The sequence below is a fragment of the Paenibacillus sp. GCM10023250 genome (genome assembly GCF_042653205.1).
In the GTDB taxonomy this organism is placed as follows: Bacteria; Bacillota; Bacilli; order Paenibacillales; family Paenibacillaceae; genus Paenibacillus_Z.
The window spans coordinates 1-23,169 of sequence record NZ_JBHSHY010000003.1; the positions used below are offsets into that span (position 1 = coordinate 1).

General features: G+C 62.1%; 14 protein-coding genes. 3 read left to right on the forward strand and 11 right to left on the reverse strand.

What is annotated here, in order from left to right; all coding sequences use genetic code 11:
- Positions 1 to 749: 749 nt before the first annotated feature.
- On the forward strand, positions 750 to 4,118 hold the full coding sequence (locus ACFPB1_RS04645; protein ID WP_379222405.1) for a S8 family serine peptidase: 3,369 nt from the start codon (positions 750 to 752) through the stop codon (positions 4,116 to 4,118).
- A gap of 55 nt (positions 4,119 to 4,173) precedes the next feature.
- Positions 4,174 to 8,427 (forward strand): S8 family serine peptidase, encoded by a 4,254-nt coding sequence (locus ACFPB1_RS04650; protein ID WP_379222407.1) that lies wholly within the window; start codon positions 4,174 to 4,176, stop codon positions 8,425 to 8,427.
- 299 nt (positions 8,428 to 8,726) lie between these two features.
- On the opposite strand, the gene ACFPB1_RS04655 is transcribed toward ACFPB1_RS04650, so the two are convergent.
- From ACFPB1_RS04655 to ACFPB1_RS04675, 5 genes are read right to left on the reverse strand one after another with little or no spacing between them, the layout of a single operon-like run.
- Positions 8,727 to 9,449 carry a GntR family transcriptional regulator gene (locus tag ACFPB1_RS04655; RefSeq protein WP_379222409.1) on the reverse strand — a complete coding sequence of 241 codons (723 nt, stop codon included), beginning with the start codon at positions 9,447 to 9,449 and terminating at the stop codon, positions 8,727 to 8,729.
- 28 nt (positions 9,450 to 9,477) lie between these two features.
- Complete coding sequence (locus ACFPB1_RS04660; protein ID WP_379222411.1) at positions 9,478 to 10,491, reverse strand: sugar kinase; 1,014 nt, start codon at positions 10,489 to 10,491, stop codon at positions 9,478 to 9,480.
- Entirely contained in the window at positions 10,484 to 11,239 is a 756-nt protein-coding gene (gene dagF / locus ACFPB1_RS04665) for a 2-dehydro-3-deoxy-phosphogluconate aldolase (protein ID WP_379222413.1), read from the reverse strand. The genes ACFPB1_RS04660 and dagF overlap by 8 nt, the downstream gene beginning before the upstream one ends.
- Positions 11,239 to 12,345, reverse strand: coding sequence for a DgaE family pyridoxal phosphate-dependent ammonia lyase (locus tag ACFPB1_RS04670; protein ID WP_379222415.1), 1,107 nt, complete (start codon positions 12,343 to 12,345; stop codon positions 11,239 to 11,241). Before ACFPB1_RS04670 ends, dagF begins: the two co-directional genes overlap by 1 nt.
- Positions 12,323 to 13,411, reverse strand: coding sequence for an amidohydrolase/deacetylase family metallohydrolase (locus ACFPB1_RS04675; protein WP_379222417.1), 1,089 nt, complete (start codon positions 13,409 to 13,411; stop codon positions 12,323 to 12,325). Before ACFPB1_RS04675 ends, ACFPB1_RS04670 begins: the two co-directional genes overlap by 23 nt.
- A gap of 178 nt (positions 13,412 to 13,589) precedes the next feature.
- On the opposite strand from ACFPB1_RS04675, the gene ACFPB1_RS04680 reads away from it, so the two are divergent.
- On the forward strand, positions 13,590 to 15,917 hold the full coding sequence (locus ACFPB1_RS04680) for a helix-turn-helix domain-containing protein (RefSeq protein ID WP_379222418.1): 2,328 nt from the start codon (positions 13,590 to 13,592) through the stop codon (positions 15,915 to 15,917).
- Between the two features lie 106 nt (positions 15,918 to 16,023).
- Here the strand turns inward: ACFPB1_RS04680 and ACFPB1_RS04685 are convergent, their stop codons facing one another.
- The 6 genes from ACFPB1_RS04685 to ACFPB1_RS04710 all read right to left on the reverse strand — a co-directional run bounded on the left by ACFPB1_RS04685 (position 16,024) and on the right by ACFPB1_RS04710 (position 23,165).
- Positions 16,024 to 17,043, reverse strand: a complete 1,020-nt coding sequence (locus ACFPB1_RS04685) for a glycosidase (protein ID WP_379222421.1) — start codon at positions 17,041 to 17,043, stop codon at positions 16,024 to 16,026.
- A 33-nt stretch (positions 17,044 to 17,076) separates the two neighbouring features.
- The gene (locus tag ACFPB1_RS04690) at positions 17,077 to 18,687 is read right to left on the reverse strand and encodes an extracellular solute-binding protein (protein WP_379222423.1); all 1,611 of its coding nucleotides are present in this window, start codon (positions 18,685 to 18,687) and stop codon (positions 17,077 to 17,079) included.
- Positions 18,688 to 18,845: 158 nt separating this feature from the next.
- Positions 18,846 to 19,757, reverse strand: a complete 912-nt coding sequence (locus ACFPB1_RS04695; RefSeq protein WP_379222426.1) for a carbohydrate ABC transporter permease — start codon at positions 19,755 to 19,757, stop codon at positions 18,846 to 18,848.
- Positions 19,758 to 19,774: 17 nt separating this feature from the next.
- Entirely contained in the window at positions 19,775 to 20,740 is a 966-nt protein-coding gene (locus tag ACFPB1_RS04700; protein ID WP_379222428.1) for an ABC transporter permease, read from the reverse strand.
- Positions 20,741 to 21,170: 430 nt separating this feature from the next.
- Entirely contained in the window at positions 21,171 to 21,767 is a 597-nt protein-coding gene (locus ACFPB1_RS04705) for a hypothetical protein (RefSeq protein ID WP_379222430.1), read from the reverse strand.
- Positions 21,768 to 21,812: 45 nt separating this feature from the next.
- A complete protein-coding gene (locus ACFPB1_RS04710) occupies positions 21,813 to 23,165 on the reverse strand; it encodes a glycoside hydrolase family 5 protein (protein WP_379222432.1) in 1,353 nt (450 codons plus the stop codon).
- Positions 23,166 to 23,169 lie beyond the last annotated feature (4 nt).

Here is a 23,169-nt window from a genome sequence, read left to right on the forward strand (position 1 = left end):
AAACCGTTCCTTTCGTATATGGTTGGGTGGTACCTCCATTTTACAAAAGAATGGTTTCTTTGTTTTTTACAACTTTTAAAACAATGAAGGGGCTGTCCCTAGTCTTTACGACTTTTGGGACAGCCCCTCTTGCTGCTTCTCGCGCTTCGCATCCTCCGGCCGGCCTGGCTTACGTTCATTCCGTATCGCTTGTTCCCGTTCCTCCCATGACTGGATCCCCGGATCCAGACCTCGCCGGCCGCGACATCCGGGATGAACCGCCGGGCGATGAGCTTATGGACCTTCGACGGATAGTCCGACGGACCCGACTTGCGGAACGGATCGTCCCGATACGTCGAAAATACCCGAACAATGTCACTATATGTCACATTCCTGTTATTTTTTCTCTCTTAAAATTTAAAAAAATAAACTTGTTGACGCCTCAAATTTACTGATTATATAATTCTCTCAGAATTTGGACGGATAGTGTCATATATTCTGACATTCGGTCCGAGTTCTCTCACCTGCCCGAAAAGGATGGAGAGAGCGCATCACCGAGCGGGACCGCATCCCAGGCCATACAACGAGGAGGTTTGTCGCTACACCCCCATTCACACATTGCGCGAGCTTTTCGACGCTTGTCCGCGGAACCGGAAGCGCCGCCCGCATGTTTTGCTAGCCGCACTAGACACGATTCAGAGACCGCCAACGCAGCCGATGCGTGGCAAGAACGTTCAGAATCTATCGACACGGTGGGAGGAGACACACCCTTGAAGCATCGCTCGAAGAGCAAGTTATTTTTGTTAGCCTCATTATCTTTCGTTTGCCTATCCGGTTCGCTCGTTCCGAATCTCGGCCAGCCTAACCGCGGCCTTGCGCTGGCGCAGGGAACCGCCGCAACCGAGAAGCTCCGGAAGACGATGGGACCGGAAGCCGCGAACGCGCCGGAGACGATCATCACAGTCCCGGATGCCCCTCTTTCGCAGCCCCTCTCCCGGCCGGCCGGCGCCGATAAAACCATGAAAGCCGACAGTATCATCGTGAAATACAAAGCAGGCAGCCATCCGCAAGCGCTGGCCGCGGACCTCGGGCTCACGCCTGCACGCACGCTGCCGGGAATCGGCGCCGAGGTCCTGAAACTGCCGGAAGGCGCGGATATCTCCGCCATCCTCGCCCGCTTCAAGGCCGACCCGGCGGTCCTGTACGCGGAGCCGGACGGCCAGGTCCTCACAGCCGATTCGGGAGCATCGGGCACAAATGTTCCGGCGGCTTCCGGACAAGCCGTCCGGGCACCGCAATCATCATCCGGCACGGCCGGCAGCGCGACTGCCGCGAACGGCACGACCGACGCGAACGGGCCGGCATCCGTTTCATCCGAACCCTTTCTTCCGAACGATCCCTTATTTCCCGAACAGTGGGCCCTAAATAACACCACCGGGGGCCTGGATGTCGACATCAACGCGCCGGAAGCCTGGCCGTTCCTGCAGGACAACGCTAAGGAGGTCGTCGTGGCGGTCATCAGCGACGGCGTGGATGTCGATCATCCGGATCTGGCGAACAGCATCTGGACCAATACCAAGGAGATCCCGGGTAACGGCATCGACGACGACGGCAACGGCTTTGTCGACGACGTTCACGGCTGGGACTTCAATCATGACGACAACGACGCCGACGACGGTTTGAAAGACCCGGCCAAGAGCGGGACGGTGATCGCGGGCATCGTAGCCGCCTCCATCAACAACGGCATCGGAATCGCGGGCGTGGCCCCGAACGCGAAGATTCTGCCGGTCAAAACGTTTTCCCCGACGACGGGAAGCGGAACGTTCTCGCAAATCGCGGCGGGCATCGCCTATGCCGAGCAGATGGGTGCCGACATCGCCGTCCTGGACTTCGTGACCTGGGAACCGAGCGATCTGCTGCTGGACGCGCTGCAGCACTCCAACATGCTGTTCGTCGCGCAGCCCGGCGATTACGGCGAAGACCTGGAGCGTAGCCCGACCTACCCGGCTGCCTACAAGCTCCCGAACGTGCTGACCGTTAACGGCATCGGTAGCTTCGGCGAGCCGCTGACAAGCTACGGCAAGAATACCGTTCAGATCGCCGCGCCGGCCCAAGACATTATATCGACCGTGCCTTCGGAAAAACCGGCGTACGCCGCCCAAATCGACACCGGCGCGTACCGGGCGGTCTATAACGGATTCGGCTTCGAGGATTTCGCAGCCCCGTTCCAGACCGATGCCTTCCTCGCGGCGCTCGATTATTTGGCCGAAGGCAAGGACAAACCGTCGGTCCTGCTCGTCCAGGACGACAACTCGGTCGGAGGCAACGAGGAGGAACGAAGCTTCCTCGAGTTATACAAGAGCTTCCTGCTGTCCGCCGGCTACGAGACGGACGGCATGCCGCTGGACGATGCGCGCGGAACGTTCCAGGTCGCGACCGTTGCCAAGAACGAAGACGGCCCTTCGCTTGAAGCCGTGCAAGCCTACGACATCGTCGTATGGTTCACCGGTCACGCCAACTGGCTCATGACTCCGGATCCGAGTGCGCCTCCGGTGCTGACCGAGACCGACAAGGCGAATGTAACAAGTTACCTGCAAGCGGGCGGGAGACTGCTCCTTACGGGCAGGGACGCGCTCTTCGGAAGCGAAGCGTCGCCCTTCGTGCATGACGTGCTCCACTTGAATTATGTCACCGAAGGCTATTTCGGCTATTACGATTTGAAAGGCGTGGACGGCACCATCTTTGCCGGACAATCCGCTCCGATGCCGGATACATCGATGGGCGATGTGATCGCTGCCCGGGATTCCGATGCCCAAATCAACCTGTTCCTCGATAAGTCGGACTACGAGATTCCAGGAAACCGCGGTACGCCAGCCATCGCGTACGCCGCCGGCGCGGCCGCTCTGGTGCTCGGCGTCAATCCGAGCTACGACGCGAAGATGACGATCCAGCGCTTAATGAACAGCGGCAAGCGATTGAGCTCCCTGACGGACAGGAGCATGACCGGCAAGATGATCGACGTCTATCGGGCCTTATCCGACAAGGATATCCCCGGGACGCCGCTCCAGGTGCCAGAAGTGAGCGAGCGTCTCGACGAAGCGTCCGATCCGGACCGCGTGTACGCCGTCGAATTGAACGCCGGCGAGACGCTTGAGGCGGAACTGACCGGAGACGAAGGCACCGACTTCGATCTCTACCTCTACTCGCCTTCCGCCGTAACCGTCCACGGCAAGGCCGGCATCGTCGCCGCTTCCGAGCATCCGGGAGCGTCCGGCGAGGGCTTCACCTACCTCGTGCAGCAATCCGGCACCTATTACGTGAACGTCTACGCATTCGCGGGATCGGGCGGCTACACGTTGCGCCTGCAGCATGCCAACGCCACCGGCATCTACGAGGACGATGCGACAGCCGTCACGTACGCCGGCGATTGGGAGCGCGTATCGGACGACGCGCTGTCCGGCGGTACCGCGAAGCGCATCGACGCTAAGGGCCATGCCGAGCTCGCCTTCGAAGGCAGCTACGTCGAATGGATCGGAACCAAGAATCCGCAGCAAGGCATCGCCAACGTCTATCTCGACGGCAAGCTGGCTGCATCCGTGTCCTTGTACGGCGAAGCCGAATCGAAGCGGCAGACGCTCTTCAAGAAGACGATCGCCTATGGCAAGCACACGATCCGCATCGAATGGACGGGCAAGACCGATCCGAGAGCCCGGAAGAACGACCCCGCGTTCGTGAACGTCGACGCTTTCGTCGTCAAGCGTCTCGTACAAGACGCCGATTTGTTCCAGGTGCACTATGAGGGCTCGTGGGCGACGAGCTTCAGCACAGTATACTCGGGCAGTTCCGTGACGACGTCCGTCACGAAGAATGACTACGCCGAGCTCGTCTTCAACGGCACGAAGGTTCGCCTCATCGCGCCGGTCGGCGGCAACCGCGGCATCGCGGATATTTACATCGACGGACAATTGGCGGAATCGGTGGACCTGTACCGGCCCGTCCGCCAGTACGACGCCGTCGTCTTCGAATCGGAGACGCTCTCCGAGGGCACGCACACCGTACGCATCGTGAACAGCGGCGAGAAGCATGCGAGCTCCGCCGGCACCGCCGTCTCGATCGACGCCTTCGATATCGCATCTTAATTTATCCTTGCGAGAGCGACAACTTTTAAGAAATGGGGACCTGGATTTGAAGAGCATGCAGAAGCGAATTCCTAAGGTAACGTCCATCATTATCTCCACGACCATCCTGGCGGCTTCCCTGTTCCAGCCTGCCTATTCCGCCTCCGCGGGCGCCGCACCGAACGGTCTGCTCCCGGCATCCGCTGCGGCGGATCCGGACATCAATCTGTTCGAGACCTTCAAGAACGACTGGAAGCGCAGCTTGGCTGCCGATCTAGGCGCCTCGGTCGACCGCCGCATATCGCCGAAGATCGACACGTCTTCCGCGGGACCGGTCAGCGTCATCGTGCAATTGAGCGCTCCGCCCGCGGCCGTCGGCAAATACGCCGCGGGCAAGGGGAATAAAGCCCTGGCGGCCGAAGCGACCGCGAAAGCGGTGCAGACCGAGCAAGCCGCTTTTCTGAAATCCGCCAAAGCCAGCGGGCTGACCCTGGACGTCGGCTATCGGTACAGTCAGGTGCTGAACGGCATGGCGGTCACGCTGCCGGGCACACGCGTCGCCCAGCTGGCGAAGCTTCCGGGCGTGAGCGCGATCTATCCGAACTTGACCTATACGGCGAAGCCGGTCCAAACCTCCGAGGCGAACGCGGAGGATCCGCGGATCGATATGACCCCCTTGGAGCAATTGGGCGTCGACGAGGCTTGGGCGGAAGGCTACACCGGCAAAGGGCTCAAAGTGGGCGTCATCGATACCGGCATCGATTATTTGCATCCCGACCTGAAGGACGCGTTCAAAGGCGGGCACGATTCCTACTACAACGACGACGATCCCTATGAAGACATCGCCATTCCCGAAGAATTGGTCGCGGGTACGGCCCACGGTACCCACGTCTCCGGCACGATCGCTGGACGCGCCGCGAACGCCAGCGGCCGTTTCTTGCAGAAGGGAGTTGCCTACGAAGCGGACTTATACGTTTATAAAGTGTTGGGCGGCTTGCTGGGCACCGGCTCCTCGGCCATGATCGTCGACGGCATCGAGCACGCCGTCAAGGACGGCATGGACGTCATCAACCTGTCGCTCGGCGACGATGGAACGAAGGACCCGTATTCCGCGGAGGCGGTCGCCATCAACAACGCGGCGCTCGCCGGCGTCGTCCCCGTCATCGCGGCAGGCAACGCCGCCATGGACGCGCCTTACTATTATTCCCTCGGCTCCCCGTCGACGGCGGAGCTCGGCATTACGGTCGGCGCCGCCACCAGCCGGATCGACACGTACGAGGCGGTCGCCAGCAGTTCCTTGACGGGTCAAGAGTACGCGCTTCACGCGATGGGCTGGGCACCCGGCACGGATATCGCCGCCCTCCTCGGGACGGATCCGATTGAAGCGGTCTATCTCGGCTTCGGCGACGATGGCGATTACAGGGATAAAGACGTGACGGGCAAAATCGTCATCGTCACGCGGACGCACAACAGCCGTCAAATTCCCTACGGCCGGCAAATCGTCACCGCCCGGGAGCATGGCGCCAAGGCGGTCGTCATCTTCAACGGCACGACGAATGACGCCCTCGACATCTTTAGTCCGAATACCGTCGATCTATCGGAATCAATTCCGGCACGGGACGGCTATATCGGGTACATGGGCTTCCAAGGCCAAAGCGACAGCTTCATCCCCACCTTCGACATGGCGGGCAAGGAAGGCCGCGCCTTGGTTCGGGCCATGCTGCAGCAGCCGGACGCATCGGTTACCTTGACGTTCGACAAGCCCTTCAAGAACGTCTCCCTGCCTGGCGATACCATGGCGGAATTCAGCTCGCGCGGGCCGAACCAGGACAGCAGACTGGGCATCAAACCGGACGTCGTCGGTCCCGGCAACCTCATCCGGTCGTCGGTCCCCGCCTACGGCGCAGCGCACCCGGGTATCAGCTACGACGATGCCTACGAGCGTTACAGCGGAACCAGCATGGCGACGCCGCATATCGCCGGCCTCGCGTTGCTGCTGAAGGATAAATTTCCGGATTGGACGCCTTCGGACGTCCGGGCGGCGCTCGCGAATACGTCCGATCCCTTGGCGGACGAGAACGGCACGACGTACGATGCTTATTCGCAAGGCGCCGGGCGCGCCGATATAGTCAATGCCCTGCATACGGCGGCATTGTTGAAATCGTTGGACGAGATCACGATTTTGGACAAGGACATGAAGCCGGTCACGCTTCCGAGCGAAGCCAGCAGCGTCGCCTTCGGCGTCGTGGATCCGGCCGTCGACGCGAAGGCCGAGAGCACGCTTCAGCTGAAGAGCGTGACTGACAAGACGGTGACTTACGCCGCCAAGACGGAGCTTCACCAGGAATTCACCAACAAGCCCGGATACGTCAGCACCCCGGATTGGGACGGCATCTCCGTCAAGCTGACCGGTCTGGATGCGGACGGCAAGCTCGCCGTCGGCGCCGGGAAATCCCGCACCTTCGGCCTGTCCGTCGAAGCGAAGCCGGACGCTAAGCCAGGCGTGTACGAAGGGATAGTCGTATTGGAAAGCGACGGCGTTCCGACCCTTCACCTGCCGTTCGTCTTCCACATCGGGAAGAAATCGCTCGAGAACGAGAACGCGTTCGGGGGCATCGAGGTCTCGAATAGGATCGTATCTCCGGAATCGCCGATCGACATTACCTTGCATTACAACGGCGAAGGCTATAATGTCCTGCAGCTCGCCGTTGTCGACAACGACGGCAACTATTACGGGCTGCTCGCGGATTGGAGAAGCACCAAGAACGGCTTCGAATCCTTCGTGTCGAAGGGCGATTACGTCATCGAAGACTTTAACGGCAGTTATATGGACGGAACTGGCGGCGAGAGCGGCATTTTCGATCTGTCTTCGCTGCCCGACGGGGAGTACGTGCTCTCCGCCGTGACGGCGTATTCCATCTTCGGCTTCACATCTGCCGCTCATTTCTCGAATACCAGGTTCGTCGTAGACAACGATTATACCGGCGGCGGCAGTCAGCCGGGAGACGGTAATTCAGGAGGCGGCAACCCTGGAGGCGGCAATCCGGGTGGCGGCAATCCGGGTGGCGGCGGTCAACCGGTCTCCGGTTCGCCGCAAACGTCGACGCCGGCGGATAACGGCACGGATGTCGCGGCATCGGTTGTCGGCGCCGCGCAAACGGCGGTGACGCTGGATACGAAGACAAGCACGGATAACGGCGTGCTGACCGCAACCGTTGAGGATGCCGCGCTGGACCGCGCGCTTGAAGGCGCGGCGAAACCGGTCGCGCTCGTCGCCTCGGCTTCCTCCGCGGACGCCGCAGAAGCGGTGCTGCGCTTCACGCCGGCGCAAGCGCAGCGGCTGAAATCCGCGCCGACGGACAGCACGGTCGTGTTCGCCCTGAACGACGCAGCCGTCGCGCTCCCGATCTCCGCGCTCCGCAATCTCTCGGAGGACGCAGGTCTGGTCATCCGAATGAAGAAAGACGGCGATGCCGTCAAGCGCTTCGAGGCGGCTTATCCGGATGCCGGTATCGTCGGCACGCCGATCGCCTTCGAAGCGAGCAGCGTCAAGGACGGCCGCGAGACACCGATTCCGCTCTCCGTTCAAGACACGGTGACCCGCGCCTTCCTGGTCGACGGAGACGTCCAAGCCGCGGCGGCCGGCGCTCTGTACGAAGAAGACGGCGCCGTACGTCCGGCAGCCGCAACCTTCAAGGCCGGCAAGGACGGCGGCACGATCGTGACCGTGGCGCGTCCGGGCTTCTCGACCTATGCGGCGGCGGTGCGCAGCGTCGCATTCTCGGATATCGGCTCTTCGTGGGCGAAGGACGAGATCTCGAAGCTCGCCGCCAAGTTCATGATGAACGGCACAGCGGCCGGCACCTTCGAGCCGAAACGCAACGTAACGCGGGCCGAATTCGCCTCGATGCTGGTCAGAGCGCTCGGCCTGAAGACCTCTGACACGGCAGCGCCGTTCACGGACGTGCGCGAGAATGACTGGTTCGCCGCCGAGGTTGCTGCCGCTCACGCGGCTGGCCTGGTGACCGGCGACAACGGACGCTTCCTTCCGAATGCGCCCGTGAGCCGTCAAGACATGGCCGTCATGCTGAACCGCGCGCTCACGGTGCTGCATGCGAACCCGGCTGCCGGCGGCGGCATCGTCTACGCCGATGCGGGGACGTTCGGCGCCTATGCAGCCGACGCGATTCGGGCCGTCACTGAAGCCGGCCTGATGAACGGCGTCGAGGCGCAAGGCAGCCGGTTCTTCCGGCCGGCCGACGCGACGACGCGCGAAGCGGCTGCCAAAGTCATGTTCCACTTGCTCCAAGCGGGAAACCGGATCAACTGATCGCGCGGCAGAACCGCGTGCAGGAGCCCGCTCGAACGAATAGCGTACCATAACGAAATAGAAGGACCGTTGGAGTTCAACCTCCAACGGTCCTTCTTCATGCGCGCGGAAATGCGGGCTGCCTCCGTTGCTGCTGGTGCTGCGGACGCCTCCGTTGCTGCCATTGCTGCCGATGCTGCGGATGCTGCCCGCCGGGAAATGTACGCCCCGATTCGGCCGCTCGCCCCCGGCCGGCCGCGTGCCCCGGTCCAGCGGGTTTGCCGGCATCTTACCCGAAGGTCCTCGCGTCCCTGTCCGCTTTACGCGTCGTAACGGACCAGATACGGCTGCAGCTCCGTTTGGTAATAACCCGTGCTGTACTCGATGAGCCGACCTTCGAGGTCGTACGTGCGCCGCTGCCGCACGAGCAGCGGCGTCCCCGACGGTATTCCGAGCAGACCCGCGGTCTCCGCCGAAGCCGTGCCGACCGAGAACGCATCGCGGAAGTTGTCCAGCACGATACCTTGCTCCTCGAGCAAATCGTAGAGCGATTCGAACGCCGGCCCGCCGGCCTCCCGCTCCGTCTGCGGCAGCAGGGATGCGGCCAGCTCGTGCCGGATATGCAGGTAGGGACGGTCATCTAACACGTACAGCCGCTCGATGCGAATCGATTCGGGACCCAGCAGGCCATGCAGCTCGGTCCCCGGCTCCGGCCGCTCGACGGTCATGGACAGCATCCGCTTCTCCAAGCGATGCCCCTCCTCCACGAGCAGCTCGGTGAACCGCTTGCCCTTCGAGAGCCGGGAGACCGACACATTAGTGAGCACGATGGTGCCGACGCCGCTTTTCTTCGCGACGTAGCCTTCCTCCGCCAGTTCCCGGATCGCGTTGCGCACCGTCATTTTGCTGACGTTGAACTCCTTCTCCAGCTGCGGCTCCGGCGGGATATGGCCGCCCAGCGGGTAGACCCCGTGCAGAATACGGTCCTTGACGATCTTCTTGATTTGCAGGTACAGCGGGCCTTTCTTGCGTGAGATGGTCATGCTTGCTCCTCTTTCTTCGTCATCCTGGTTAGCGCACGATATCGCCGGCCGTACGGGACAGCGCCTGGATCACGTCCGCTTCCGCGGCCAGCGGCGTATCCCCGTGCACCGTGTGCGCGAGCGCGGCCGCGGCGGCCGCGAACTCGACCGCGTATTGCGGATCGTCGCCGCGCAGCCACGCGTGCATGATGCCGCTCGCGTACGCATCGCCCGCGCCGACCCGGTCGTACACCGGGAAGGTCGACGGCCGGGCGAACCAGAACGTCCCGTCCCGGTATAAATAACCGGCCAGCGTGTGCGTGTTGTCCCCGTTCACCTGCCGGTGCGTGCCCGCGACGACGTCGATCCCGTAGGTCTGCGCGACCTGCGGGATCAGGTCATGCAGCTGCGCCAGACGATCGGCACCGCTGCTCGTCATGCCGAGCGTAAGCAGCGCGTCCTGCTCGTTCATGAAGACGACGTCCGCCAGCTCCAGCATCTCGCGATAATGCGGCGCCGCCGCGGCGTGCCCGCCTTCGCCCCACAGCGACGGCCGGTAGTTGCAGTCGAACACCACCTTGCCGCCGCGGCGCTTGACCGCACGGGCCAGCTGCTTCATCTGCGAGCGCGCGAGCTCGTTCATCGCCAGCGTGATCCCGCAGAAATGCGCCGCGTCCGCCGCCTCGGCGATCCGCTCCCAATCGCCCGCATCGCGCGGAACGGTGTTGAAGCTGCTGCCGAGCCGGTCCGTATAGGTCACCCGGCTCGGACGGAGGCCGAAGCCGTGCTCCAGGAAATACATGCCGATATACCGGCCGCCCCGGTTCACGAACGCCGTATTGATGCCCAGCTTGCGCAGATGCGCAAGCGCGGCGTCGCCGAGCGGATTGTCCGGCAGCGTGCTGGCCAGATACGTCTCATGGCCGAAGCGCGACAGCGCCGAGGCGACGTTGACCCCGGTCCCCGAGAACGAATACGCGAGGCTGCCGCTCTGGGACAGCGTCGAGAAGCCCGGCGTCTCCAGGCGCATCATCACCTCGCCGAACGCGGCGATCCTAGGCATGCCGATCGACCGTCGCTTTCAGCTCTGCGATCAGCGTCCGTACGTCCTCCACGCGCGTATCGCCGGTCGCCGGATCGATAATCGAGGAGTACACATGGGGAATGACCCGCGGAACGCCGGCCTCCAAGGCAATCTCCAGGATCCGCCCGAAGTTGGTCAGGTCGATGCCGCCGGTAGGCTCCAGCGCGAAGCCCTCGTCGCCGCAGGCTTGGGCGACGGCGCGGTATTCCGCCTCCAGCTTCAAGCCCTGCATCGGGAAATATTTCAGCGCGTGGCCGCCCATGTCCCGAACGAGCGCGATCGCCGCCTTGACCGGCACGACGGCCTGTTCTGCGGCGGCCGCGCTGAACACGCCCGTCGAGATATTCACATAGCCGGGCCGGCCGCACGGCGAGACCAGCGCGTTGATCCAGCTCTCCCGGCCGCCCAGGTTGGCGCTGGTGGCGCCGACGGCCGGAAAGATCTGATTGACGTGGCTGCCCGCGTACGACTTGACGATCTCGGCCACGACCGCGCCCTGCCGGTTGTCTCCCGCGCCGAGGCCGATCGATACCGCGTCGCCGATGGCCGCGCCGTATTGCTTCATCGCCGCGACGGCGGACGGAACGTCGGGATATGCCTTGGAGAGCACGCCGACGACCACGTGGCCTTCCGCCGCCTCGTAGATCTCGCGCGCATTGCCGATGCTGCCCGCGAGCACATTCAGCGCCGCTTTGTCGCGGTACAACCGCGAATAGATGTCCGCCATTATTGCTTCCCTCCGATAATGTCTTGGATGCGGCCGATAATGACCGCCAGATCGTCGCCTTGCAGCGAGCGCGGATCAATGTCGAAGTACCCCTGCACCACGCCGTAATCCCGCGTATAGACGGCTATGCCGCCGCCGCGGAGCGCGTCGTTGACCGCCCGCGCGGACAGGCCCGCCGCCGCTTCGTCGATTCGGATCCGGCCGCGGAAGATCGCCCGGCCGGCCTCATCCTGGACGATGGAGACGGCGACGCCCGGAAGCGCGCCCAGCGATTCGAGCGCACCGAGCGCGGCGCGCTCCTGCCCGCTCCTGTCTTCCTTCGCGAAGTACTCGTCCAGCGCCTGCAGCAGGCCGAAGATCGACTCCTTGCCCACCTTCATGCTCCGCCCGATGCCGCGAAGCTGCGTCTTCACCCAGCTCACGTAAGCCGCCTTGCCCGCCACGATGCCGGAGGTCGGGCCTTCGATCGCCTTGGAGCCGCTGTAGATGACGAGGTCCGAGCAGGCCGGGTATTTCCGCAGATCCTCCTCGGCCGCGGCGTCGACGATCAGCGGGACCCCGCGGCGCCGCGCCACTTCCCAGGCTTCCTCGACCTTGATCATGTTCTTCTGCACGCTATGATGCGATTGCACGAACAGAATAGCCGCCGTGCGCGCGCCGATGGCCATCTCCAGATGCTCTTTGCGGCCCTCGTTGGCGTAGCCGGCTTCGACGAGCTTCCCGCCGCCGAGCGCGACCATCGTCTCGACCGGGGCGCCGTACTGAACGTTATGTCCCTTGAAGAGGACGATCTCGTTGCGCTCGGGGAGCTCCTGATGGAGCTTCAAACTCGCGCGCTCGTCACCCCGCGTGACGGCGGCCGCGACGGTCATCGCGATCCCGCTGGAGGCGGAATTAACGATGACCGCGTCCTCGGCGTTCAGCAGCTTCGCGGCGTACGCGCCGGACTTGTCCACCAGATCCGCCATTTCCACATAGCTTTGGCCGCCCGTCTTCATCGCCGCCATGACGCCGTCGGTCGGCGCGGAGACGCCGAGGATGCTCATGCGTCCGCTGGCGTTGACGACCCGCTTCAATCCGTATTTAGCATGCAAAGTACGATCCATGGATCACTGCCCCCTTGGCTTCAATATAGGTACTCGCCGTTCGCGAAGCCCCTTCGGAATCCGTCAGCGTCTTGCAGCCCTGCTTGACCTCGAACACCGTCAGATTCGCGATTCCGCCGACGGCCGGCTCGCCAAGCTCGGGCCGGCCGAGCCAAGCGGCCGCGTTCACCGTCACGGCGTCGACGACCTCCCGCAGGCCGTACCCGAGATCGAGAAACTTGCTCATGACGTCGGCCAGGCTGTAGACCGGCCCTCGGAGCCGATTGTCCTCGTAAATATCCGTGCTGATGGTATGCAGCGGCAAGCCGGCAGCCCGGGCCTGCTCCGCCGCGCGGAACGAGAAGCTCGCCGACCCGTGGCCGACGTCCAAGTGCACCCCGCGTGCCACCGCGTCCAGCAGTGCAGGGATGGGCCGTCCTTGCGCGTCGAACAGGTTATTGGCCTTGCCGTTCAGATAATGCGTGACGATATCGCCGCGCGCCAGCAGCGCCATCACGTCGGCGATCGCGGGCGGTCCAGAGCCGATATGCACCATCAAGGGCAGCCCCGTCGCCGCGGAGAACCGGCGGGCCTGCCTTAACGGCCCGATGCCCTGCTCCTTCACCACGCTCTGGCTGATACGCGCCTTGAGCCCGACGATGAAGTCCGGATAGGTCCGCACCGCTTCCCGGACCGCCGCCTCGTCGATCCATTCCGGCCGGGACAATTCGTCGATGCGCGAGAGACCGATCCGCGAGACGTTCAGGAAAGCCAACAGCCGCGTGACCGACCGGCTCCCGGCTTCCCGCAGCTCGCCGATCCGGTCCGCGCCGCAGCTCCCGGCGTCGACGATCGTGGTCACGCCTTGCTTCACCCCGATCTCGTCGATCGCGTCTCCGTACGGCTTGAACGCTGGATAGGCATGCACGTGCATGTCGATCCAGCCGCCGGATACATAGCCGCCTTCGGCGACGACCTCGCCCTCGCCCGTCCCCGGCGGAACGATCGCGGCGATCTTGCCTTCGTCGATGACAATGTCGGATACGTGTCCGTTCAACCGTTTCATGTTGCGCAGTACAATTCCCATGATTCTCAAGCCTCCTTCCCGTCCGTGCCGGCAGCCCGCACGCACGTCTCGGTCGAGTACAGCTTAACACATCCTAGCATTAAATTGAACATAACGTTATAATGTTTATACAAACAAAAAATAAGGCCGATGGCATCCATCATCCGCATTCGCCGAACGCTATCCCCGGGAGGTCGCCGTGAACGCATTTCTTCATTCGGCCCGCGAGAAGTCGGGCGTCCGCTTCACTTGGAACCGCTTTAAATCCAAATTGCTCCTCACCTACACGCTGTCTTACATTTTGATTTTTTTGATTCCGCTTTCAGGGGTCACCTTCGTCATCTACCATAACGCGACGGGCAATTTGCGCTCGGAGATTGAGCAGTCCAACGTCAATCAGCTCAACCAGGTGCGGCTCTCCATCGACAATCAGATGAACAACTTGATCGAGACGGCCAACACGATCGCCTTCGACGAGCATCTGACCAGATACATGGTCTCGCATCCGTACTACAGCCGCGACGCCATCGCCTCGCTCGCGCGCTACAAGACCAGCAATACGATACTCGAGGAGCTGTTCCTCTACTATCGCGGCGACGACCGCGTGTACTCCAGTCTCGGGATGTCGAACCTCGACCTGGTCTTCAAGAACATCTACCGGTTCGAACGCTGGCGGCCGGACGGCATCGAACAGGCGCTCAACCAAACGCCGTTCAACACCGTCCGGCCGGCCGAAACGGTCAGCGTGCGTTCGCGGAGCGAGTCCTTGCTGGCGATGCTCGTGCCGATCAAGCCCAATGACCCTTACCCGTACGGCACGATCTTGTATCTCATTAAGGAAGCGCAGCTGACCGGCATGATGGATTCCATCCTGAACGACTTCTCCGGCAGCAGCTACATCTTCTCGGGCACGGGCGACGTGCTGACGGCCAACAACCGGGGCGACGCCCTTCGCGGACAGGACGTGGCCTCCTTAACCGCGCTCGCCCCGGGCATCCACAGCTTAGTGCTCGGCGGCGAACGCTATTCCGTCGTCACGGTCAAGTCCAAGACCAACGGCTGGACGTACGCGACCGCCATCCCGAGCTACCAATTCTTCGAGCAAGTCGCCCAGATCCGCACGATCATTCTGCTGGTCTTCGTCTTCACAGCGCTGACCGGCATCGTCGTGGCCATGCTGCTCGCCAGAAGGCAGTATCACCCGATTCGCGATTTGCTGGAGTTCGCTTCGCTGCGGCAGGACGCGAAGGATACGCCGAAGAGCCGAAACGAATGGGACTGGATCAAGCAAACGATCCATGATTATCACGCCCGCATCGACATGCAGGAGCCGTTCGTGCGCAACCAATGCCTCATGCTGCTGTTCAAGCATGGAAAGCCCGACGACCCCGAGATCGAGCGGATGATCGTCCGGTCCGGGCTGGACCTGCCCGAGAACGCCCGCTGCTTCACGGTCATCCTGAGCCTGGACGAGCAGCACCGGGACGAAGGGTCGTGGACCCGCCAGCAGGCGCTGCGCGCATTACTCCACCAGCTGGATCTGCCCGAGCTGCGGGCCCGCCTCTACGGCGTCGAGTTCTCCGTCGGCCACCGGCTCGCCCTCCTGGTCATGCTGCTGCCGGCGGAAGAAGACGACGAGGCGCGGCGCGTCAGGCGGATCCTCGCCGAGCTCGACCGCCGCCTCGCGGAACAATTGCCGCAGCGGCCCAATCTGGGCGTCGGCACCGTATACGGCGGCTTGTCCGGCCTGAACCAGTCGTTCCTCGAAGCGGCCTCGGCGCTGGAGCAGCGGATGCTGACGGACGGCGGTCGCATCGCTTACTTCGAGGAGCTCGCGGAGCCGCCGGCTTCGGCCATGTCCGGCGAGAGCTATTGGATTCCCAAGAAGTGGCTGCTCAAGCTGGAGCAGAGCCTCAAGCAGGGCAACGAAGCCACGGCGCTTCAGCTGATCGCGAGCATGATGGAGAAGATCAAGCATGAAACGCTGCCGGTCGGCCTGCTGCGCTGCCTGTGCTTCGACGTGCTGAACTCGCTGCTGCGGACCGCCGCCGAGCTCGGCATCGAGGACGTGCGCGGCGACTTATCCTCGCTGCACGCGTTCGAAACGCTCGAGGGACTCGAGAGCAAGCTGCGCTCCCTCGCCATGCGCATCTGCCTCGCGGCTACGGACCGGACCGAGGAGGCGCAGCCGACGCTGATGGACGAAATCGTCGCCTACGTCGAAGCGAACTATGCCGATTATACGCTCAGCCTGGAGCATGTCGCCCTCAAGTACGGCACCTCCACCTCCTATCTCAGCCGCAGCTTCAAGGAGAAAATCGGCTTGAATTTCACCGAATACATCTGGCAATGCCGGCTTAAGGAAGTAACCCGCCAGCTCGTGCATACCAGCGCGCCGCTCAAGGATATCATCGAGCGCGTCGGCTATCTGGACGCGCCGAACTTCATCCGCAAATTCAAGAAGGAAACCGGCTTGACCCCCGGCCAATACCGCAAGCTGCACGGCTCCGTCTCCCTGGAGGCGTAAGCGTCCGGCAACCGCATGCAAGGAGCTGTCTAACGTACGGGTGACGTTAGACAGCTCCTTGTCGCGTTCCTATCCGCCTGCCGATCCTGCGTGCCTATCCGCTCGGTTACTCCTTCGGCTCATGCAGGACGTAGTCCACCAACTCGTCGAGCGGAACGGTCGCCAGGGCGATCGCCGTGTCCGTCACGCCGTAATAAATGTACAGCAGGCCGTCCTTCACCACGTTGCCGGTCGGGAAGATGACGTTCGGGATCTGGTAGCCGAATTTCTCGTAATACGTCTCCGGCTCCATGATGAAGCGATGCGTCCGGGCAATGACCTTCTCCGGATTCTCGAGGTCGAGCAGCATCGCGCCGACCCGGTACACGATCTGGTCGTCCACGCCGTGATACAGCACGAGCCAGCCCTTGTCCGTCTTGACCGGCGGCGTCGAGCCCCCGATCTTGCGGGATTCCCACGCCATGTTCTCGGCCTTGGCCAATAGCTTCGGCGCTTCCCAGTTCACCAGGTCCTCGGAGTAGGTGATCCACATCGCCGCCTTCTCCGTGCCGTACGCTTCGCCCACGTACTCCTCCGGCCGCCGGAGCAGCGCGTACTTGCCGTTGATCTTCTCCGGGAACAGAATATTGTCCCGGTCGTTAATCGTCAGCTCGGTCGTATCCGCGACGAACTCCCAGTCGATGAGATTCTGCGATTTCGCGATGGACGAACGGGTCAGCCAATGGCCTTCCTGTTCGCCCCAGCCGTCCGGATACGCCGGGAAGGAACGTTCCGGAACGCCCGTGTTCGTCGGATAGTAGTTCATCGCGCAAGGACGCAGCGCGTAATTCATGTAGAATGTGCCGTCAAGCTTCACGACGCGCGGATCCTGCACGCTGCCGTACGGGAAGCCCAGCTCGTCCGGCGTCAGGACGGGTTCGTCCTTCACGTGGGTGAAATTCACGCCGTCCTCGCTCCGCAGCAGACCGAGATAGTTTTTGCAGGGGGTCAGCGATCCTGCGGTCCGTTCGATCATATAGAAGGTATCGCCGTCGAGAATGACGGCCGGATTGAAGACCGTCGCTTTCCGCCATTCGTACTTGCCGGGAACCACGATGGGATTGGCGGGATGCCGGGTAATGTTCATGGGATTGCTTCCTCCTCAGCAGGCTTCCGCGGATTAGTTGCCCTTCCAGCGGTCGTAAGCGGTTTGGTAGATTTCGGCCATGCGTTCGCCGCCCATCTTCTTAATGGTCGCGACATAGCCGTCCCAATTCGTCAGCGGCTCGGCGCCGGTCACGAACTTGGCTTCCATCTGACGCACGTACGTATTGAGGTCGGACGTCATCGCCGTCACCTCCGCCTGCTCTTCCGGCGTCAGGAACAGCACCGGGAACGGAATGCGGGCGCCGCGGTCGAGCAGCTTCGTCTTGGTCTCGTTGGCGATCCAGGCGTCCACGTCGCCCAGCAGCCCCTTGTCGATCTCCGGCAGGTTGATCGTCGGCGCGGGAATCCCGTAGTTCGGCGTAATTCGGGAACGGTATTCCTCGCGGTCGCCGCCGTCCGGCACGGGCAAGTATTCTTTCGTGAAGCTGGCCTTGTCCGTGTATTTCCACAGAATGCCTTCCGGCCCTTTGTTGAACATCGTCGCGCCTTCCACGGAGTAGGCGTAATCGACCCAGCGCATGGACGCTTCGGGCGACGGATTCGTCTTCGAGATGGCGAAGGCGCCGGTGTTGATGCCTTTGTTCTTGGCGATGGCCGGCTTAGCCACGGAATCGCTCTTCACCGGGCTGAACATCGGGTCGTCGGTATTCGGCTCTTCACCCATCATCTGGAACGCCGTCCACGCCGAGAACAAGCCGAGCTGGTTGTTGCGCGCCTTCGCCTCGCGCTGCTCGCTGGTCTGCGAGAAGCTCTCGTGATCGAGCAGGTCATCTTTCCAGAGCCGGTTCAGGTAGGTCAAGTAGTCCTTGTAGCCCGCTTCGATGGGGGTGTAGTGCACCTTGTCGCTGTCGTCCACGTAAATCTCTTCCTCGTAGATGCCGAAGGCGCCGAGCAGCCACGTTCGAATATCGCGCAGGCTGTTGCCGGGCGAAGCGGAGGACAGCGGAATTTCGTCGGGCTGGCCGTTCTTGTTCGGATCCTCGGTCTTGACCCGCTTCAGGTAGGCGTACAGCTCCTCGGTCGTCTCCGGCAGCTTGGTCACCCCGAGCGCCTTCAGGAATTCGCCGTTGTACCACAGCGGGTTCCGGTACCACGGCTGGTTAAATTCAATGACCGGCAGCGCGTAGATATGGCCATCGGGCGCGGTGATCGATTTGCGAATCTCGGGATTGTCATCGAGAATCTTCTTGACATTCGGCGCATAGCCCTCGATCAGCTCCTCGAGCGGGAGCAGAATGCCCTGTTCGCCGTAATTCATTTGCTCCGCCGGCGTCAATCCCGCCGCGTAGAAGATGTCGGGATACGTCCCGCTGACGAACACCAGGTTTTTCTTCGTTTCGAAGGCGTCCTTCGGCGCGTTTTGGAACGTCATATGAATGCCCGTCTGCTTCTCCATCTCTTGAAACAGCGGCATCTTGTCCCAATTCTGAATGCCCACGTCCGGTCCCATCATGGTGAGCGTCAAGGGCTCATTGACCACGGGGAAGCCTTCCTTGTTCACGTTGTCCGCAGCGGCGCCCGGCTTGTTCTCCGCCTCTTTGCCCGCCGAGCTGCAGCCGGCCAGCGCCCCCGCCAGCATCGTGCCCGCTAGCAGCAGATTCCACTTCTTTCTTCCTGTCTTCATAACGCGCTCCTCCCTTAGCTAACCTGCCGTTGTGTTTATAATAAACGAAGACGTCCGATTCCCTGAAACAAAAGCGTATGCCGTTCGAAGCGATCAGCTCGCTCGCCTCGTTCGGGGAACGGCCGGAGCTTCGGATATTCGCGCGGAATCGCGAATGGTCAGCCCTTCACCGAGCCGATCATGACGCCCTGCACGAAGTAGCGCTGCAGGAACGGATAGACGGCGATGATCGGCAGCGTGGAGACGATGATCACGGCGTACTTCACCATGGAGGCGATCTCCGCCTTGGACGCGGCCAGGCTGGCCGCCTCGCCGCTCAGCACCGCTCCGGTCGTCTCGGCGCCCATCTGCTGCAGCACGAGAATCTGCCGAAGCACCATCTGCAGCGGAAACTTGGTATTGTCCTGGAGATAGATCAGCGCGGAGAAATAGCTGTTCCAATGCCCTACGCCGTAAAACAGCGCCATGACCGCGATAATCGGCGCCGACAGCGGCAGCACGATGCGGGCGAACAGCCGCAAATTCGTACAGCCGTCGATATGCGCCGCCTCCTGCAGCTCCTTCGGAATCGTCGACTGAAAGAACGTCCGCGCCACGATGATGTTCCACACGGATGCCGAGACCGGCAGGATGAGCGCCCACATCGAATCGATCAAGCCCAAATTCTTGACGACCAGATACGTCGGCACCAGGCCGCCGCCGAAGAACATCGTGATCAAGAGCAGGATCATGAAGAACTGCCGGCCGACGAAATCGCCGCGGCTGAGCGCGTACGCAGCGGGCAGGGTCACCGCCAAATTGAGCAGCGTGCCGATGAAGGTGTACAGAATCGTGTTGCGGTACCCGAGCCAGATCTTGGCGTTATCGAACACGAGCTTGTAGCCCTCGAGCGTGAGCCCCTTCGGCAGCAGCCACATCTCCCCGGAATTCACGTACTTCGGCGTGCTGATCGACGCGCTGACCATGTAGATCAGCGGATAGAGCACGATGACGAGCGCCGCCGCCAAGAAGAGATAGATCAGGACGAGAAAGAGCTTGTCTCCTTTGGATTCTTTGATTGCCGATACCATCGCGGTGGCCTCCTCGTTTACCACAGACTGTTGTCGCTGGTTTTTTTGGCGATGCGGTTGACCGTCAGGAGCAGGATCGCGTTGATCGCGGAGTTGAACAACCCGACGGCCGTCGAGAAGCTGAGCTGGTTGTTCAGCAAGCCCGATTTGTAGACAAAGGTCGAGATGACATCGGAGGATTCGATGTTCAGCGAGTTTTGCAGCAGCAGGATCTTCTCGTACCCGACGCCGAGGATGTTGCCGACGTTCAAGATCAAGAGGATGGCGATCGTCGGGACGATCGTCGGGATATTAATATGGAGCACGCGCTTCAGGCGGCTGGCGCCGTCGACGATCGCCGCTTCGTGCAGCTGCGGGTCAACGCCCGACAACGCGGCGAGGTAGATGATCGTCCCCCAGCCGGCGCTCTGCCACACGCCCGAGAGCACGTAGACCGTCTTGAACCAGCGCGGATCCTCCAGGAACGACGCCGGCTGCAGGCCGACCCATTCGATCATCCGAATCAGAATCCCCGAGGACGGGCTGAGGAACGTGATGATCATGCCCGCCATGACGACGATGGAGATAAAGTGGGGCGCGTAGGTAACGGTCTGCACGCTGCGCTTGAAGAACCCGTTCTTGATCTCGTTGAAGGCCAGCGCGAGCAGGATCGGCAGCGGAAATCCGACCGCCAGTTCGTACAGGCTGATGCTGAACGTGTTCCACAAGAGGTCCCAGAAGTAGTAGGAATTGAAGAACCGTTCGAAGTTGTCGAAGCCGACCCAGCTGCTGCCGAGGATGCCTTTGGAAGGCAGGAAGTTTTTGAACGCGATCTGCACCCCGTACATGGGCACGTAATGAAAGACGAGGAAATACAGCAGGCACGGCGCCATAAACAGGTACAGCTCCCAGTTGTGCAGAATTCGTTTTCGCAGGGAGCCCTTCTTGACTTCCTTGAGGCCGGCCGTCCGCGTCCGGGACGTCAGCGCTTGACTTGCTTTCACATGCACCGTCTCCTTTCCATGGCTCTTCCGCCGTATCCGCATGAAGGCCGTTCGATTCCGTTAAGCAAGCGTATTCATTTCCGTCTTGCCCGCTTCTTACGACACATTCTAGGAAATCGGCGGCCGAACCGTAAATATGTCGAATCTGAATTGTCATGCTGAAAACCCCCGCCATGCCAGGCATGACGGGGGTTTTCAGCGTAAGGACGGCCGCGCTCGGCGCATCGTCCGGCGTGGCGGATATGTTGGATTTGACTGAACGATCGCGTGCAAAGGATACATATTGCGCCCAATGGCGTAACCGGCGCATCGCGCGTCCGGACACGGCAAAAAGGCAGCCGGCCGCTTAGTAGCGACGACTGCCTTGGCGCTGCAGTGCACGATGGCGTCCTCACCGCGTGACGAGGCCGCCTAGATTAATACAACTCGCTTACGGCGATGAGGAGCCATCGACCGTCGATCCATGCCATTCCACGATACCCCAAAGGCGGATTATTTCCCGGGCGATATCGGACGGCGTCTTGTTCTCCGTGTCGATGACGGCATCCTCCAGCTGCTTCGCGGCGAGCTCCTCGGCGAGCTGGGCCGAACGATTTAGATGCCAATTCAGTGATTCGACGGTCTTCTCCCTGCCGCGAATCCGGGCATGGTTGACGTCAAGCGATGCCGTCAGCCGAACCAGGAAGAGATCGGCACCGGGCACCGATTGCCGCACCCGGTCCAGGTCGTCACGGCTCTCCATGACGCTCGGAATAATCAGGCACGCGGCTCCCGCCCGGCGATAGTTGGGCCAGATGGCAGCCAGATTGCTGAAGCCAAGCGCCATGTTGAACGGATCCTCCTCGGGCGGAGGATACCCGCGCCTGACATGATCGAGGTCGACCACCGCATGCGGAACGGCATGGTCGTATTCCAGTATTTCCGATACGGCGTCTGCCGCGCTCGACTTGCCGATGCCGACAGGTCCGATGATGATCAGCACGGGAACTCGCGCGTTCATCGCGTTCATCGCGTTCATCGCGTTCATCGTATTCACCTCCGAATGAAGCATTGCGTTATCCCATTGTCCCTCTCACCGTGCCTTGGCGGGCGGAATAAGCGCATCCAGCAATTCCTGCCGATACTGATTAACTGCGGGGTCATAGACGCCGAAGCCCGCGCTGAATTCCCAATACGCCCAGCCGAAGCCGCGCTTCTCCGCTTCCCCGCGTACGAAGGCCGTCCACCGCGCGCGCGAAGGCATGTCGGCTTTGCTGTACGCGCCGAATTCGCCAAGCCAGACGGGACGGCGATGCTCCTTGGCCCACGCGTCTACCTTGTCGAAGGCGCTCACGATCGCATTCGGGCCGGCCGGATTCGTTTCCGCCGGATTCGCATTATAATCGCGGAACCATTCGTCCACCCACTTCACCTGCTTGGCCTCGGGCACCGGATCCGTCTGCCGCGCCGGGGGACCCGGCCACTCGACGCCGACGGTTCCGATCTCCGGACCCGACCATTCCGCCCCCTGGTGGGTGAAGGGGAACGGATCGTAATAATGGAACGTCGCGATGGCGTTGCGTTCGTCATCCGGAATGTCGAGCGACGGGAGATCCGCGTAATTGCTATAGTTGACGGAGCCGACGATAACCGTATGCCACGGATCCTCGCTCCGAATCGCATCCAGCGTTTTTTTCAGCAGCCGGTTCCATTTGGACCAAGTCAGCGACCCATGCGGTTCATTGAGCAGTTCGAGATACACCTTGCCGGGCAGCTCCTTGTACCGCGCCGAGATTTGCTTCCATATCGCCAGGAAACGAGCCTCCTGCTCCGCCGGATCCACGTAGAGCTCGTCGTAATGGTGCACGTTGAGCACGACGTTGAGCTCCTGCTCCAGCGCCTGGCCGACGACCCAGTCGATGCGCGCGGCGAACGCGGCGTCAATGGCGTAAGGCGCCTTCGCGTCCGCATGCGCCGACCATTTGATCGGCACGCGGACCGTTTCGAAGCCCGCTTCCCGGATCGTCTTAAAGTAACTCTCCTGTAACGTGACGCCCCATGCCCCTTCTACCGGCGCCTCGAGCGCGTTGCCGAGATTGACGCCTCTCCCGAGCCGCTTCGCCTGCTCGAAGGCGTCCAGCGGCGCCGCCCCCGGGTCGCGCTTCGGCAGCTTCGGGTCCGGCGCGGCCGAGGGCAGCGCGGATGGCGCCGGGTCGGGAGCCGCCGGGACCGGGTTCTTCTCCGCGTTCTTCGCCGCATCCTTCGCTGCATTCTTCGCCGTATCGCCCGCCGTATCCGCACTATCGCCCGCCGCCGGCGCGGCACTCTCTGCCTGGCGGTCGGATGGCGCATGTCCCGAACCTTGCGGATCGTCCTTGCATCCCGCCGCCAAACCGAACGCGAACGCAAGCATGGAGACAACGAGCGCGGCACGCCATCTTTTCACGATC